Raw genomic sequence first — 16166 nt, forward strand, 5'->3', positions numbered from 1 at the left:
GACACACAGCAGTGATTTTGCTCACTGAACATGCCAAAAGGCGACCTTAACGGTCGCCTTTTTTCTTTCACGATTATTCTTCCGGTGCTGGCTTAAGCGGAAAACGTCTGCGGATCAGCACAAAAAACAGCGGCACGAAGAAAACTGCCAGCAGCGTTGCGGAGATCATCCCGCCCATCACGCCGGTGCCGACCGCGTGCTGGCTGGCGGAGCCTGCGCCGCTGCTGGTCGCCATCGGCAAAACGCCGAAAATAAACGCCAGCGACGTCATTAAAATCGGCCGCAGGCGCTGGCGGCAGGCGTCGAGCGTCGCGGCGATAAGCTCGTGGCCTTTACTGTTCATCTCGTTGGCGAATTCGACGATCAGTATCGCGTTCTTGGCGGAAAGCCCGATGACCGTCAGCAGCCCCACCTGGAAATAGACGTCGTTCTCAAGCCCGCGCAGCCAGGTGGCGAGCAGCGCGCCAATCACGCCGAGCGGCACCACCAGCATGACCGAGAACGGCACCGTCCAGCTCTCATACAGCGCGGCGAGGCACAGGAACACCACCAGCAGCGAGAGCGCGTAAAGGGCCGGTGCCTGCGAGCCGGAGAGCCGCTCCTGGTACGACATCGCCGTCCACTCAAGGCCAAAGCCGGTCGGCAACTGGCTCACCAGTTTTTCCATGATGTCCATCGCGGTGCCGGTACTGACGCCCGGCGCCGCCTCGCCGACAATCTCCAGCGCCGAATAGCCGTTGTAGCGTTCAAGGCGCGGCGAACCGGTTTCCCAGCGCGACGTTGCAAAGGCCGAGAACGGCACCATCGTGCCCGCCTGGTTGCGCACATACCAGCGCGTAATATCTTCCGGCAGCATCCGGTATTTCGCGGCGGACTGCACATAGACCTTTTTCACGCGCCCGCGATCCATAAAGTCATTCACATAGCTTGAGCCCCACGCGGTTTGTAGCGTGTCGTTAATATCGTCGATGGAAACGCCAAGCGCCTGTGCTTTGCGCTGGTCAATGTCTATCTGCAACTGCGGGCTGTCATCTAGGCCGTTGTGGCGCACGCGGGTCAGCGCAGGCTCCTGGCTTGCCATGTCGAGCAGGCGATCGCGCGCCTGCATCAGCGCGTCATGCCCAAGCCCGGCGTGATCCTGAAGCTCCATATCAAACCCGGCGGAGCTGCCAAGGCCGCTGATGGCAGGCGGGCTGCTCGCGAACACGCGCGCCTCTTTAATATGGCGAAAAGCCTGCGTGGCGCGCTCAATGATGGCATCCGCGCTGCCGGTGTCCGGGTCGCGTTCCTCCCAGGGTTTCAGGCGTACAAACATACGCGCCACGTTCTGACCGTTGCCGCCGGGGCCGGAGCCGACGGTGGCGAACACCGAGGTCACGTTGGCTTTTTCTTTCTCAAAGAAATAACGCTCCACATGCTGTACCACTTTCAGCGTCTGCTGCTGGGGGGAGCCAGAGGGCAACTGAACCGACGTAATAAACATGCCGCGATCTTCCTGCGGCAGAAACGAGGTAGGCAGGCGCAAAAAGAGAAACACCATGCCGCCGAGCAGCAGGGCGTAGAGCAAAATCCAGCGCAGGCTGCGCTGCAAAATCTTCCCGACGGCGGATTCATAACGCAGCGCGCTGCGCTCAAAGGTGCGGTTAAACCAGCTGAAAAAGCCGCGCGAGCCGTGATGTTCGCCTTTTTTCAGCGGCTTAAGCAGCGTGGCGCACAGGGCAGGAGTGAGGATCATCGCGACGAGCACCGACAGTACCATCGATGAGACAATCGTGATGGAGAACTGGCGGTAAATCGCGCCAGTGGTGCCGCCGAAAAACGCCATCGGGATAAACACCGCCGAGAGCACCATCGCAATGCCCACCAGCGCACCCTGGATCTGGCCCATTGATTTACGGGTGGCGGCGCGCGGCGACAGCCCCTCTTCGCTCATAATGCGCTCGACGTTTTCCACAACCACGATAGCGTCATCCACCAGCAGACCTATCGCCAGCACCATTGCGAACATCGTCAGCGTATTAATGCTGTAGCCGAAGCTGTAGAGCACCGCGAAAGTGCCGAGCAGCACCACTGGCACCGCGATGGTCGGGATCAGCGTGGCGCGGAAATTCTGCAAAAAGAGATACATCACCAGAAATACCAGCGCGATAGCTTCGAGCAGCGTTTTTACCACGTCGATAATCGAGGCTTTCACGAACGAGGTTGTCTCATACGCGACTTTATATTCCAGCCCGTGCGGGAAATAGTGCGACAACTCGTCGAGCCGGTTGAGCACCAGCTGTGCCGTTTCCATTTCATTCGCGCCTGAGGCAAGCTTCACGCCAAGCCCCGACGCCGCTTTGCCGTTATAGCGGCTCAGATAGTCATATTTTTCGGCGCCCATTTCGACGGTCGCCACGTCGCCAAGCGTCACGGTCGAGCCGTCCTGATTCACGCGCAGCGTAATGGCGCGAAACTGCTCCGGCGTCTGTAACAACGACTGCGCGTTAATGGTGGCGTTCAGCGCCTGATTATCCACAGACGGCGTGCCGCCGAGCTGGCCGACCGCTATCTGGCTGTTCTGCGATTTAATCGCCGCCACCACATCCGCCGTGGTGAGCTGAAAGCTGGTGAGTTTGTCCGGGTCAAGCCAGATGCGCATGGCGTACTGCGAGCCGTAAGCGTCGATATCCCCGACGCCGTTGATACGGCTCAGCGGCTCCTGAATATTACTCGCCACGTAGTCGGCGATATCCTGCTTATCCATGCTGCCGTCGGTGGAGACAAACGCGATGGTCAGAATGTTGGTATCGCCGGTTTTACGCACCGTCACGCCCTGTGTCTGTACGGCCTGGGGGAGCTTGCGCAGCGCCGATTGCAGCTGGTTTTGCACCTGCTGGACCGCTTCATCCGGGTCGGTGCCCGCCTTGAAGTTCAGCGTGACGGTCGCCTGGCCGGTGGCGCTGCTCTGTGACGACATATACATCAGGTTATCGAGGCCGGTCATGTTCTGCTCGATAACCTGAGTGACGGTATTTTCCAGCGTCTGGGCCGAGGCGCCAGGGTAGTTTGCCGTGATGCGTACGTTAGGCGGCGCCAGTTCGGGATATTGCTCAACGGGAAGTGAAAAGATCGCCAGCGTGCCGGTCAGGCAGATGAGAATGGCCAGCACCCAGGCAAAAATCGGGCGATCGATAAAAAAATTCGCCATGCGAGTCAGAACCTCTTACATGCTTAGCATCGTTATTATTGGTAGCCGCAATCACTGTAGCCTCAGGGGGCACAACAAACGTGGAGAAAATAAGGAGATAATGTAAATTATCTCGCGCCACTTCCTGCAACACATCAGGCACGCGCGCCCGCACCCCGGCACGGTATACGCCCGTACCCGCCGCACCAGCGGATAGTCCGCGCCAGGTTTACGCACGCCCGGGGCTGCGATTTGTTCGCTGTGGCTGGATAAACCATAGCCTGTGCGTAAGCTTAACCGCCAGAGGCCGCACGCAATAACGGAAATTCCGGCGGCGCGCCGGGGGCGACAAATGACGTTTCGGGTCGTACTATTCACCCACACCAGGCGTTTATGGAGTCGCTATGTCGTTAAATGTCGAACTGATAAAAGATAAAATTCTGTCGGAAAACTACTTTGTTTTGCGCAATATTACCTACGATCTGACGCGAAAAGATGGCGAAGTCGTTCGCCACAAGCGTGAAGTCTACGATCGCGGCAATGGCGCTGCGGTGCTGCTATATAACCGCGAGAAGAAAAGCGTGGTGCTGATTCGTCAGTTTCGCGTTGCCACCTGGGTGAACGGTAACCCGGACGGGATGTTGATTGAGGCCTGCGCGGGTCTTCTTGACGATGACGAGCCGGAAGTCTGCATTCGCAAAGAGGCCATCGAAGAGACCGGCTATCGCGTGAACGCGGCGGAAAAAGTCTTTGAGCTTTATACCTCGCCTGGCGGCGTTACCGAGCTTATCCATCTGTTTATCGCGGAATATGACGATGCCTCACGCGCTAACGAAGGCGGCGGCGTGGAAGATGAAGAGATTGAAGTGCTGGAAATGCCCTTTAGCGAAGCCCTGGAAAAGGTAAAACAGGGCGTTATTCGCGATGCGAAAACGGTGCTGCTGCTTCAGCATCTTCAGCTACGCGGAATAATGGACTGATTTCCCTCACAATGAGAGGCGGTATTACGGATATTGCTATCCGATAAATCCGATTGAGCCGCCCGTGCAGGGCAACGAAGATAGGCGCGTTTCTTCTTACCGCTGTTTACGCCCGGGATACGCGCCGTTCATGCTTTTTCGTCTGCTGTCACTGCTTAGCTGTTCTCTGCTGCTCGCCTCGCCGCTGTATGCCGCGCCCGCGCAGAAGATCTTCAGTGACTGGCAGGTGACCTGCAATAACCAGAATTTCTGCACTGCCCGTAACGTGGGCAATCATCAGGAGCTTGTCATGACGCTGTCGCGCAGCGCCGGTGCCAAAACCGACGCGTCGCTGCGCATCGAGACAGGCAAGCCGGAGGCTGCCGTAAGCAAAGCGCCGCCGCTTGCGCCGCGCCTGCTGCTGGATGGCAAAACGCTGGTGCCGGCGGGCAGCAAATGGCGCGCCGCGCCGCGCCGCCTGCTGACGGACGATCCGGCCACCATCATCGATTTTCTCGATCAGATTAAAGAGTCGTCGGTCATTACGCTGAAAGACGGGCCGGGGCGTTTGTCGCTCGACGGGCTAAAAGCCGCGCTGCTGTTTATCGACGCCCAGCAAAAGCGCGTCGGTAGCGAAACCGCCTGGATTAAAAAGGGCAACAACCCGCCGCTCAGCGTGCCGCCTGCGCCTGCTATCCGGGGCGTTAAAATCACCAACCCGACGCCGACGCCGCTCTCTCACGACGAGCTGAACGAGCTGCTCGATTACGGCACCTGGCGGATGACTAACAGCCAGTGCTCGCTCGACCCGATGCGCCGCGAAGTGCGTATTTCCGCACTCTCCGACGACACGGCGCTGATGATAATCAGCTGCGAAGCGGGCGCTTACAACACGGTGGATCTCGCCTGGCTGGTATCGCGCCAGAAGCCGTTTGCCTCGCGCATGGTGCGCCTGCGCCTGCCTTTTGTGCCTGCCGATAAAGAGCAGGAACTGGAGCTGATGAACGCGAGCTTTGATGAAAAAACCAAAGAGCTGATCACGCTTTCCAAAGGCCGGGGCCTTGGCGACTGCGGCGTCGCGACGCGCTGGCGCTTCGACGGGCAGCGGTTTCGCCTGGTGCGCTACGCCGAAGAGCCAAGCTGCGACAACTGGCACGGCCCGGACGCCTGGCCGACGCTCTGGGTGACTCAATAATCCCGCTTCTGGCGGCGCGCGTTTTTGCGTATATTCCTGTGGCTTAATATAACCAATAACAATGGCAGGGAATGTATGGCTTACACACAGGGGCTGCGCGCGGTTCTCGGGCTGGCGCTGGCAGGGCTTGCGCTCAGCGTCAGCGCCGCGATGACATCGCAGGACGAGCGCGACGCGAACGCGCTGGTCGCGCGCTGGAACGAGTTTAAAAATCATCCCTCCGCCCAGGCAGGCGCGGCGCTTTATGGCGAACAGGTAAGCTGGTACGGCAAAGCGCTCGCGCGCGATGTGGTTATCCAGGAAAACGCCGCCTTCGTGCAAAAACATCCGCACTACGCGCAGACTATCATCAGCAATATTACGCTCACCGAACAGGACGGGCAGCCGCTTGCCGTACAGGCCACGTTTGTGAAACAGGCGGGGCTTGAGCCGCAAACGCCGCGCAACTACCCGGCGCAGCTCACCTTAACGAAACAAGCCGCAGGCTGGCGCATCAGCGAAGAAACCGACTGGATAACCGAGGCGAACCGCCAGAAAACGCGCGATTACCGGCTGGCGGGAGGGCGGTTTAACGGCACGGCAAAAAGTTATGCCTGGCTTACGGCGCACGACCCGAAAACCAACGGCGTCTGCGATGAGAGCGGTGACTGCGAGTGCCAGCTCTGGAACAGCGATCCGGCGATCAACCCTGCGTCCATTCCCTCCTGCATCGGCGGCGGCGTGGAGACGCTCTCACACCTTGACGACAGCGGACGCGACCGCGCGCTGATTTATCCCGAATGGTGGAGCAGCGCCTGGCGGGCGACCTATCTTTATGACGTGCAGCAACAGCAGTGGGTAAAAGCGATTCCCTCGTTTTCCATGAACCTGAACGTGCAGGAAGATGTGGACGGCATGTCGCTGATAGCGCGCGATCCGCAGCATCCGGGGCAGGTGATTGTCGCGCAGGCGCAGTGGGATGAGAAAACGGAAGATATCGTGATAAACAAAAGCGCCGAGACGCTGAAAGTCCTGAAATAACACCGCGCCGGAAATAAAAAAGCCAGCCCGTTAAGGCTAATTTAAAGCCCTTGCGCCGAGGGGCGAGTGGCACCCGTTCGATCCTGTTTGCTTGCAGGCGAATTTTGCCGAGCCGAATCCGGAAATAATCATTTTACGTGGGATAATTTCAGCATTTTTTATCCCACAAAATATTTATGGTTAACGCAATAATTCCATTTTTCATGCTTAAAGGAACTAAGAATGAACTGGAATAAAGACGTTGCTATTTCGCATCTCCGGTCCCGCGCGCTCGGCCATTCACATAATGAATGTGCGACCTTTACAAGGGAGGCTATAGCTGCTGGCGGCATACGGCTGGAGAGAACGCTAAACGCAAAAGATTACGGGCCTGCATTACTGCGCGCTGGATTTCATGAAGTCCCGCCGGGCTCAACATTATTGAGCGGTGATGTTGCTGTGATTCAGCCGTATCCTGGAGGAAACCCGAGCGGGCATATGACGATGTATGATGGCACGCAGTGGATCTCCGATTTCAGACAGCGCAGCATGTACCCGGGCCCAGGGTATCGCGCCGCTCAACCGGCTTTCAAAATATACAGGATGAATTGATGCGAACTGCAATAGTGTTATGCGCTTTCTTGCTCTCCGCTTGCGCAGTTAAGCCGGATCAGAGCGCGCCGACGCGAGTACATTCTTTTTATTCCACTTATTTGATGTCTCTAACGAGTAGCGATAATCAATATTCGCCGTCTGATTTGCGCGAATATGTTTCTGCCGACACGCTCAAGAGACTGGAGGATATCGAGTCGATATCAGAACAAGACCTGATTGGATCGGATTACTTCGCTTATGCACAGGACTATGATCCATCATGGATATCGGCGCTAACTGTCGGTGCCGCCAGACCGTTCATGGGGGGCGAGGTAATGCCGGTATGGATTGGCAGGGAGGGCGGGAAAAAATTAGAGCTGGAAGTTTTTGTTCGTCGAGAGTCAGACATCTGGAAGATATACCGAGTCCGTGATGTCACCGATAACTATGAGCATCCAATATTTAACGCCGGCGCCATCACTCGCGCGAAGTCTGCTGCGGAAGGCGGCCTGTAAAGAATAACCCCTGGCATCTGCCGCAATGCCGCTCACTTAAGCTTTATGTGATTTAAAGCTGAACGGTTAACGAAATCCATATCGTGTTCAGACATAAAAAAGCCAGAATCAGGAAACGGACTCTGGCTGGTTTCTTACTGGCAGGCTCGTTCAGGTATGCTTAAACGCCCGGCTTAGCCCGTTAAGGCTGGCTTATTTGCCAAGCACGTTGCGGGCTTTTTCCACCACGTTTTCGACGGTAAAGCCGAAGTACGGGAAGAGTTTCTCCGCAGGCGCGGATTCGCCATAGCCGGTCATGCCGACGATAGCGCCTTTCAGGCCGACATATTTGTACCAGTAGTCGGCGATGCCCGCTTCCACCGCCACGCGCGCGCTGACGTCAGACGGCAGCACCGATTCACGGTAGGCTTCATCCTGCGCGTCAAACACATCGGTCGACGGCAGCGACACTACACGCACCGCCACGCCGTCGCCACGCAGTTTTTCGGCCGCCTGAACGGCGATTTCCACTTCCGAACCGGTGGCAATCAGGATCAGATCCGGTTTGCCGCCCGCGTCTTTCAGGATATAACCGCCGCGCGCCACATCTTTTAGCTGCTGCGGCGAGCGCTCAATTTGCGCCAGGTTCTGACGGGAGAGGATCAGCGCCGTCGGGCCGTTGTGACGCTCGATAGCGGCTTTCCACGCCACCGCGGTTTCCACCTGGTCACACGGACGCCAGGTGCTGAAGTTCGGCGTCAGGCGCAGGCTCGCGAGCTGCTCCACCGCCTGGTGCGTCGGGCCATCTTCCCCTAAGCCGATAGAGTCATGGGTGTAGACCATAATCTGCCGCGCCTTCATCAGCGCCGCCATGCGCGCCGCGTTGCGGGCATATTCGACGAACATCAGGAAGGTGGCGGTGTAGGGCACAAAGCCGCCGTGGTGGGCGATGCCGTTGGCGATGGCCGTCATGCCGAATTCGCGCACGCCATAGTGAATGTAGTTGCCCGCCGGATCTTCTTTCAGCGATGTCGAGCCTGACCAGATAGTCAGGTTGCTCGGTGCGAGGTCTGCCGAACCGCCGAGCAACTCCGGCAGTACCGGACCATAGACGTTCAGCGCGTTCTGGGACGCCTTACGGGAGGCGATTTTCGCCGGTTCCGCCTGGAGTTTTTCAATGTACTCCTGCGTCACCTGCTGCCAGTTTTCCGGCATTTCACCGCCCATACGGCGGTTAAACTCTGCCGCCAGCTCCGGGTAGGCTTCCTGATACGCGGCGAATTTCTCGTTCCAGCTCGCTTCAACCTGGCGGCCTTTTTCTTTCGCATCCCAGCCTTTGTAGACTTCATCCGGAATTTCAAACGGCGGATAGTTCCAGCCGAGCTGTTTGCGGGTCAGCGCCACTTCTTCTTCGCCAAGCGCCGCGCCGTGGGATTCCTCTTTACCCGCTTTGTTCGGCGAGCCGAAGCCAATGACGGTGCGACAGATAATCAGCGACGGTTTATCGGTAACCTGTTTCGCCTCTTCGATAGCGCGTTTGATAGCCTCTGGATCGTGGCCGTCAATCTCATGCACTACGTGCCAGTGGTAGGCTTCGAAACGTTTGGCGGTGTCATCGGTAAACCAGCCTTCGGTTTCGCCATCAATGGAGATGCCGTTGTGATCGTAGAAGCCAATGAGCTTGCCAAGACCCAACGTGCCCGCGAGCGAGCAGACCTCATGGGAGATGCCTTCCATCAGGCAGCCGTCGCCCATAAACACATAGGTATTATGATCCACAATCTCATGGCCCGGGCGGTTGAACTGCGCCGCGAGCGTTTTCTCGGCAATCGCCAGACCAACAGCGTTCGCCAGCCCCTGGCCGAGCGGCCCGGTGGTGGTTTCCACGCCCGGCGTATAGCCGATTTCCGGGTGGCCCGGCGTTTTGGAGTGCAGCTGGCGGAAGTTTTTCAGCTCTTCCATCGGCAGGTCGTAGCCTGAGAGGTGCAGCAGGCTATAGAGCAGCATCGAGGCGTGGCCGTTGGAAAGAATAAAGCGGTCGCGGTCATACCACGTCGGGTTTGTCGGGTTGTGCTTGAGGAAATCATTCCACAACACTTCGGCGATATCCGCCATCCCCATCGGCGCGCCGGGGTGACCGGATTTGGCTTTCTGAACCGCATCCATGCTCAGCGCACGGATGGCGTTGGCTAAAAGCTGACGAGACATGTTTCTCTCCATGGCAAAAGTTAAAGTTTGGCGGCAAGCAGATCTTCAAGTGAGCGCTGGTCGACGGCGAACTGGCGAATGCCTTCGGCCAGTTTTTCGACCGCCATCGCGTCCTGGTTATGCTCCCAGCGGAATTCGGCTTCGGTCATCGGCTGCGGACGGTTAAAGCCCTGAGACGCCGGAATCAGCTTACGCGCCACCGGCGCATCGCTCTCCTGCAACTCTTTCAGCAGGTTAGGGGAGATGGTCAGACGGTCGCAGCCCGCCAGCGCCAGGATCTGCTCGGTACGGCGGAAGCTCGCGCCCATGACGATGGTCTGGTAGTTATGCTGCTTGTAGTAGTCGTAGATGTTACGCACCGACTTCACGCCGGGATCTTCATCGACCACATACGGGTCCATCGGTTTGCGGGTGTTGTACCAGTCATAGATACGGCCCACGAACGGGGAGATCAGATACACCCCCGCTTCGGCACAGGCGCGCGCCTGGGCGAAGGAGAACAGCAGCGTCAGGTTGCAGTGAATGCCTTCTTTTTCCAGTTCTTCTGCGGCGCGAATGCCTTCCCAGGTAGAGGCGAGCTTAATCAGAATGCGCGATTTATCGATGCCCTGTTCCTGATACAGCTCCACCAGGCGACGCGCTTTGGCGATGCTTTTTTCTTTGTCGAACGACAGGCGGGCGTCCACTTCGGTTGAGACGCGCCCCGGAATGCTTTTCAGAATTTCCGCACCCACATTGACAGCCAGTTTGTCGCTCGCTTCCGCCACCTGCTCTTTTTGCGTGCTGCCGCGTTTTTTGCCGTATTCCAGCGCATCGGTGAACAGATGCTGGTAATGCTCAAGGCTTGCGGCCTTCAGCAGCAGAGAGGGGTTGGTGGTCGCGTCCTGGGGCTGATAGTTACGAATGGATTCAATATCGCCGCTGTCGGCGACTACTGTTGTGAATTGTTTAATGCCATCGAGTTGGTTCATTTTGCTACTCCTTGAAAAGCAAAGATTTTATGGGGCGCTGTCAGTGTCGCCCGCCGGGATCTCATCAGGGACATAACAAAAAAGCATAGCAGACGCGCATAGCAATGCTTTCCCGAACCGGCAACATCGCTGCTATAAATTGATAACATCAAAGGGTTGCATGACTCAGAGTTTGGCGGTCTTCAAAGTTTAGCCGCCGCTAACGGGCGATACTGACGGCCTGGTTAAACGAGCGTGCGACACGCCGCTTCATACCCTGCAGAAGAAAAAGGATCAGTAAAATGGATGAGCAATTAAAACAGAGCGCCCTCGATTTTCACGAATTCCCGGTACCAGGCAAAATTCAGGTTTCTCCGACCAAACCGCTGGCGACCCAGCGCGATCTGGCGCTGGCGTATTCGCCAGGCGTAGCCGCGCCCTGTCTGGAAATCGCCGCCGACCCGCTGGCCGCCTATAAATACACCGCGCGCGGCAACCTCGTGGCGGTTATCTCCAACGGCACCGCGGTGCTGGGGCTTGGCAATATCGGCGCGCTGGCCGGTAAACCGGTGATGGAAGGCAAGGGCGTCCTGTTTAAGAAATTCGCCGGTATTGATGTGTTTGATATCGAAATCGACGAGCACGATCCCGATAAAGTGGTTGATGTGGTGGCGGCGCTGGAGCCGACCTTCGGCGGTATCAACCTGGAAGATATCAAAGCGCCGGAATGTTTTTATATCGAAAAGAAACTGCGCGAGCGCATGAACATTCCGGTGTTCCATGACGATCAGCACGGCACCGCCATCATCTGTACCGCCGCGGTGTTAAACGGCCTGCGCGTGGTGCAGAAAAATATCTCCGACGTGCGCCTCGTGGTTTCCGGTGCGGGCGCGTCCGCTATCGCCTGTATGAACCTGCTGGTGGCGCTTGGCATGCAGAAGCACAACATCGTGGTGTGCGACTCCAAAGGCGTTATCTACAAAGGCCGTGAAGAGAACATGGCGGAAACCAAAGCCGCCTACGCGATTGACGACAACGGCAAGCGCACGCTCGGTGAAGTGATCGAAGGCGCGGATATCTTCCTTGGCTGCTCCGGCCCGAAAGTCATGACCCAGGAGATGGTCAAAAAGATGGCGGATTCGCCGCTCATCCTGGCGCTCGCCAACCCGGAGCCGGAAATCATGCCGCCGCTCGCCAAAGCGGTGCGCCCGGATGCGATCATCTGCACCGGCCGTTCAGATTTCCCGAACCAGGTGAACAATGTCCTCTGCTTCCCGTTCATCTTCCGTGGCGCGCTGGATGTGGGCGCGACCGCCATCAACGAAGAGATGAAGCTCGCGGCGGTGCATGCCATCGCTGAACTGGCGCACGCCGAGCAGAGCGAAGTGGTGGCCTCGGCCTATGAAGATCAGGAGCTGTCGTTCGGCCCGGATTACATCATTCCGAAACCGTTCGACCCGCGCCTTATCGTGACTATCGCGCCTGCGGTGGCGAAAGCGGCGATGGATTCCGGCGTGGCGACCCGCCCGATTGAGGATTTCGACGCGTACAGAGACAAGCTCACCGAATTTGTCTACAAAACCAACCTGTTCATGAAGCCGGTCTTCAACCAGGCGCGCAAAGATCCGAAGCGCGTGGTGCTGACCGAAGGCGAAGAGCCGCGCGTGCTGCATGCGACCCAGGAGCTGATTACGCTTGGCCTGGCGAAGCCTGTGCTGGTGGGGCGTCCTGGCGTTATCGAGATGCGCCTGAAAAAACTCGGTCTGCAAATCGAGGCGGGCAAAGATTTCGAAATCGTGAATAACGAGTCGGACCCGCGCTTTAAGGAGTACTGGAACGAGTATTACAGCATCATGAAGCGCCGTGGCATCACCCAGGAGCAGGCCCAGCGCGCCGTTATTGGCAACAGTACGGTGATTGGCGCCATCATGGTGCATCGCGGCGAAGCCGACGCGATGATTTGCGGCACAATTGGCGACTATCATGAGCATTTCAGCGTGGTTCAGCAGATTTTCGGCTATCGCGACGGCGTAAAAGCCGCGGGCGCGATGAACGCGCTGCTGCTGCCGAGCGGCAACACGTTTATCGCCGACATGTACGTGAACGACGATCCGACGCCGGAACAGCTGGCGGAGATCACCGTCATGGCGGCGGAAACGGTGCGTCGCTTTGGGATCGAGCCGAAAGTGGCGTTGTTGTCGCATTCCAACTTTGGTTCTTCCGATTCGCCCGCCGCCAGCAAAATGCGCGAGACGCTACAGCTGGTGCGTGAGCGCGCCCCGGATCTGATGATCGACGGTGAGATGCACGGCGACGCGGCGCTGGTAGAGAGCATCCGTAACGATCGTATGCCGGACAGCCCGCTGAAAGGCTCGGCCAACATCCTGATTATGCCGAACGTGGAAGCGGCGCGTATCAGTTATAACCTGCTGCGTGTATCAAGCTCCGAGGGCGTGACCGTGGGGCCGGTGCTGATGGGCGTTGCGAAACCAGTGCACGTGTTGACGCCGATCGCCTCGGTTCGCCGTATCGTGAATATGGTGGCGCTGGCGGTGGTCGAAGCACAAACCAACCCGCTGTAAGTTGTTAACGGCGGGTGCGCAGGCTTACCCGCCCTGCATTGAAGTGCTTTTTCGTAGGTTTTGTAGGGTGGGTAAGCGCAGCGCACCCACCCGACGTTAACGGCGGGTGCGCAGGCTTACCCGCCCTACAAGGGAGTGGTTGTTCGTAGGTTTTGTAGGGTGGGTAAGCGTAGCGCACCCACCATTTACCCTGACGCCTCATTGCCCACTACCGCCGCCCGAGCGGCACCACCAGCGGCGTACCCGCCACCGGATCCTCAATAATCATGCACCGCAATCCGTAAATCGCCTCGATAAGCGCCGCGTCCACAATCTCTGACGGCGCGCCCTCGGCGATAATCTTCCCGTCCCGCAACGCAATCAGATGGTTCGCGTAGCGGCACGCCTGGTTTAAATCGTGCAGCACCGCGGCAAGCGTATACCCCTGCTCGCGGTTGAGCGTACAGAGCAGTTCCAGCAGATCAATCTGATGGCTGATATCAAGCCAGGTGGTCGGCTCGTCGAGCAGCAAAATAGAGGTTTCCTGCGCTAACACCATCGCAATCCAGGCGCGCTGGCGCTGGCCGCCGGAGAGCGTATCGACGCTCTGGTCGGCAAGCGCGGTCACGCCGGTCGCCGCCATCGCCTTTTGCACCGCGCGCTCGTCCTCGTCGCGCCAGCGGGTAAACAGCGGCTGATGCGGATAACGCCCGCGCGCTACCAACTCCGCAACGGTGATATCCCCCGGCGCGCTGGCGTTCTGCGCGAGCAGGCCAATGCGCCGCGCCACCTCTTTGGTGGCGAAGTGCTGAATAGCCTGGCCGTCGAGCCGCACCTGCCCGCCGAGCGGCTTCATCAGACGGCTCAGCGTGCGCAGCAGCGTCGATTTGCCGCAGCCGTTCGGGCCGATAATCGCGGTGAATTTGCCATCCGGGATCGCCACGTTAAGCCCGTCGGCGACGCGAAAATCGCCGTAGCCCAGCGTCAGCGCTTCGCCGGTTAAGCGTGAAGTCATTGTCATCTCCTGCGTGACTCCTGTATCAACAAGGCGATGAGATAAATGCCGCCGAGGCAGACGGTCACGGTGCCCACCGGCAGCTGATAAGGCGTAAACAGATATTGCGCGCACAGATCGGCGGCCAGCAGCAGCAGCGCGCCGCAGAGCGCCGCCTGGGTCAGCCCAAAGCGCGCGGTGCCGCTTAAGCGACGCGCGATATGCGGGGCCACCAGCGCCACAAAGGAAATCGGCCCGGCCATCGCCGTCGCGCCTGCGGTCAGCACCACGCCGGTCAGCATCAGCAGCAGGCGGGAGCGTTCCACCGCCACCCCCAGCGCGCAGGCGCTGTCGTCGCCCATCTCCAGCAGCCGCATCCGGCGCACCAGCAGCGCGCTCGCCAGCAGCGCCAGCACAAGCAGCGGGGCGGCGGGCAGCGTTTTTCCCCAGGTCATGCCATTCAGTGAACCGGCGTTCCACAGGCCCGCCGACAGCGCCGTCTCAAGCGACGCCTGCAACAGCAGCCACGTATTGAACGCCACCAGCATCGCGCGCACGCCAATGCCGATAATAATCAGCCGGAAGGTGTCGATGCCGTTGCGCCAGGCGAGCAGCCAGACGACAAACGCCGTCAGCGTACCGCCCGCGATGGCGGCGAACGCGATAGCGGACTGGTGCTGACCTGCCAGCACCATCGCCACCAGCACGCCGCTCCACGCGCCGGTGTTAAAGCCCATGACATCGGGGCTGCCCAGGGGGTTGCGCATCAGCGACTGAAAAATCGCGCCGCTCACGCCGAGCGCGGCACCCAACAGCAGCGCCATCGCCACGCGCGGCAGCCGCCATTCGGTGACGATAAGCGAGACATTGCGCGGCGCGAGGCCGGTCAGCGCGTCCAGCACCTTGCGGGCCTCAAGCGTTACCGCGCCCTGCGTCAGCGCCCAGAGGCTGAGACCTGTACACAGGCTCAACATGAGCAGGCAAAAAAGCCATAAACGGGGGGAGACGGATTTCATAGCGACGCTCCGCCGCGCCGCTGGCGCACCAGGTAAATGAGCGCGGGCGCGCCGATAAACGCGCTGACCACCGAGACCCGCAGCTCGCCCGGCACTACCAGCCGGCCAATGATATCCGCCAGCAGCAGCAGCGACGGCGTGGCGAGCAGCGTCACCGGGAGCGACCAGCGGTGATCCGCGCCCACCAGCCAGCGCGCCAGGTGCGGCATCATCAGGCCGATAAAGGCGATGGGGCCGACCACGGCGGTGGCGCTGGCGCACAGGAGCGTAATGGCGATAAGCCCGAACACCTGCGTGCGCGCCACGCGGCTGCCGAGCGCCGTGGCCGTGTCGGCTCCCATACTGAGACTGTTCAGCGCGCGCCCCAGCAGCAGCGCGATAACTGCGCCCGTGAGCACGACTGGCGCAATGGCTTTGAGCGTCGTCAGGGTGCGGATATCAAGCGAGCCTGCCTGCCAGAAGCGCAGTTGGTCATACACCACCGGGTTTAAGAGCGCGATGCCGCCGGAAAGCCCTTCCAGCACCGCGGCCAGCGCCACGCCCGCGAGCGTCAGGCGCACCGGGCTAAGCTGCCCGCCGCCCGCGCTGCCGGTAAACGCCACCACGAGCGTGGCGGCCAGCGCGCCGCACAGCGCCAGCGCGAGAATATGCAGCGGCTCGCTCACGCCCCACAGCGCCGCGCCCAGCACAATGGCGAAGCTGGCACCAGAGTTCACGCCTAACAGGCCGGGGTCGGCGAGCGGGTTGCGGGTCAGCGTTTGCATCAGCGCGCCGGCAAGCCCGAGCGACAGCCCGGCGACAATCCCCGCAAGGGTACGCGGCAGGCGTGCGTCAAGCACGATAGTGCAGTCCGCGTCGCGGCAGGTGCCGGTGAGAGCGTCCATCACAAGAGAGAAGGGCAGGGATTTGGCACCCACCAGCAGGCTGAGGGCGACCATCAACAGCAGCAACAATGAGAGAGACCCCAGGACAACCACCCTGGAGGAAAGGCGCGAGGCCGACATAACGCACATCCTGGAATCGATAA

General features: G+C 59.3%; 12 protein-coding genes. 6 read left to right on the forward strand and 6 right to left on the reverse strand.

Translation table 11 applies throughout. The features are described 5' to 3' along the window. Window positions 1–73: 73 nt before the first annotated feature. Window positions 74–3190 (reverse strand): multidrug efflux RND transporter permease AcrD, encoded by a 3117-nt coding sequence (acrD, locus tag AFK66_RS04605; protein ID WP_023898220.1) that lies wholly within the window; start codon window positions 3188–3190, stop codon window positions 74–76. 383 nt (window positions 3191–3573) lie between these two features. Between acrD and nudK the strand changes: the two genes are divergently transcribed. The 5 genes from nudK to AFK66_RS04630 all read left to right on the forward strand — a co-directional run bounded on the left by nudK (window position 3574) and on the right by AFK66_RS04630 (window position 7431). Then, a complete protein-coding gene (gene nudK, locus AFK66_RS04610; RefSeq protein WP_007777142.1) occupies window positions 3574–4149 on the forward strand; it encodes a GDP-mannose pyrophosphatase NudK in 576 nt (191 codons plus the stop codon). A 130-nt stretch (window positions 4150–4279) separates the two neighbouring features. After that, window positions 4280–5323: a DUF1176 domain-containing protein gene (locus AFK66_RS04615; RefSeq protein ID WP_023898221.1), complete on the forward strand. Its 1044-nt coding sequence runs from the start codon at window positions 4280–4282 to the stop codon at window positions 5321–5323. Window positions 5324–5398: 75 nt separating this feature from the next. Then, window positions 5399–6343 (forward strand): hypothetical protein, encoded by a 945-nt coding sequence (locus tag AFK66_RS04620; protein ID WP_007777138.1) that lies wholly within the window; start codon window positions 5399–5401, stop codon window positions 6341–6343. Window positions 6344–6565: 222 nt separating this feature from the next. Continuing rightward, entirely contained in the window at window positions 6566–6934 is a 369-nt protein-coding gene (locus tag AFK66_RS04625; RefSeq protein WP_032968345.1) for a hypothetical protein, read from the forward strand. Next, window positions 6934–7431 carry a YqhG/Tai3 family protein gene (locus AFK66_RS04630; RefSeq protein ID WP_032968344.1) on the forward strand — a complete coding sequence of 166 codons (498 nt, stop codon included), beginning with the start codon at window positions 6934–6936 and terminating at the stop codon, window positions 7429–7431. Before AFK66_RS04625 ends, AFK66_RS04630 begins: the two co-directional genes overlap by 1 nt. A 192-nt stretch (window positions 7432–7623) precedes the next feature. Here AFK66_RS04630 and tkt read toward each other — a convergent pair whose 3' ends face one another. Beyond that, window positions 7624–9618 carry a transketolase gene (tkt, locus tag AFK66_RS04635; protein ID WP_023898223.1) on the reverse strand — a complete coding sequence of 665 codons (1995 nt, stop codon included), beginning with the start codon at window positions 9616–9618 and terminating at the stop codon, window positions 7624–7626. A gap of 20 nt (window positions 9619–9638) precedes the next feature. Then, window positions 9639–10589: a transaldolase gene (gene tal / locus AFK66_RS04640; RefSeq protein ID WP_007893829.1), complete on the reverse strand. Its 951-nt coding sequence runs from the start codon at window positions 10587–10589 to the stop codon at window positions 9639–9641. A 281-nt stretch (window positions 10590–10870) separates the two neighbouring features. Between tal and maeB the strand changes: the two genes are divergently transcribed. After that, on the forward strand, window positions 10871–13150 hold the full coding sequence (gene maeB / locus AFK66_RS04645; RefSeq protein WP_038882260.1) for an NADP-dependent oxaloacetate-decarboxylating malate dehydrogenase: 2280 nt from the start codon (window positions 10871–10873) through the stop codon (window positions 13148–13150). A 208-nt stretch (window positions 13151–13358) separates the two neighbouring features. On the opposite strand, the gene fepC is transcribed toward maeB, so the two are convergent. From fepC to fepD, 3 genes are read right to left on the reverse strand one after another with little or no spacing between them, the layout of a single operon-like run. Further along, entirely contained in the window at window positions 13359–14150 is a 792-nt protein-coding gene (gene fepC, locus AFK66_RS04650; protein WP_012124074.1) for an iron-enterobactin ABC transporter ATP-binding protein, read from the reverse strand. Then, the gene (fepG, locus tag AFK66_RS04655; RefSeq protein ID WP_032983623.1) at window positions 14147–15139 is read right to left on the reverse strand and encodes an iron-enterobactin ABC transporter permease; all 993 of its coding nucleotides are present in this window, start codon (window positions 15137–15139) and stop codon (window positions 14147–14149) included. The genes fepC and fepG overlap by 4 nt, the downstream gene beginning before the upstream one ends. Further along, on the reverse strand, window positions 15136–16143 hold the full coding sequence (gene fepD, locus AFK66_RS04660; protein ID WP_032970457.1) for a Fe(3+)-siderophore ABC transporter permease: 1008 nt from the start codon (window positions 16141–16143) through the stop codon (window positions 15136–15138). Before fepD ends, fepG begins: the two co-directional genes overlap by 4 nt. Window positions 16144–16166: the final 23 nt, after the last annotated feature.

Source organism: Cronobacter malonaticus LMG 23826, assembly GCF_001277215.2.
In the GTDB taxonomy this organism is placed as follows: Bacteria; Pseudomonadota; Gammaproteobacteria; order Enterobacterales; family Enterobacteriaceae; genus Cronobacter; species Cronobacter malonaticus.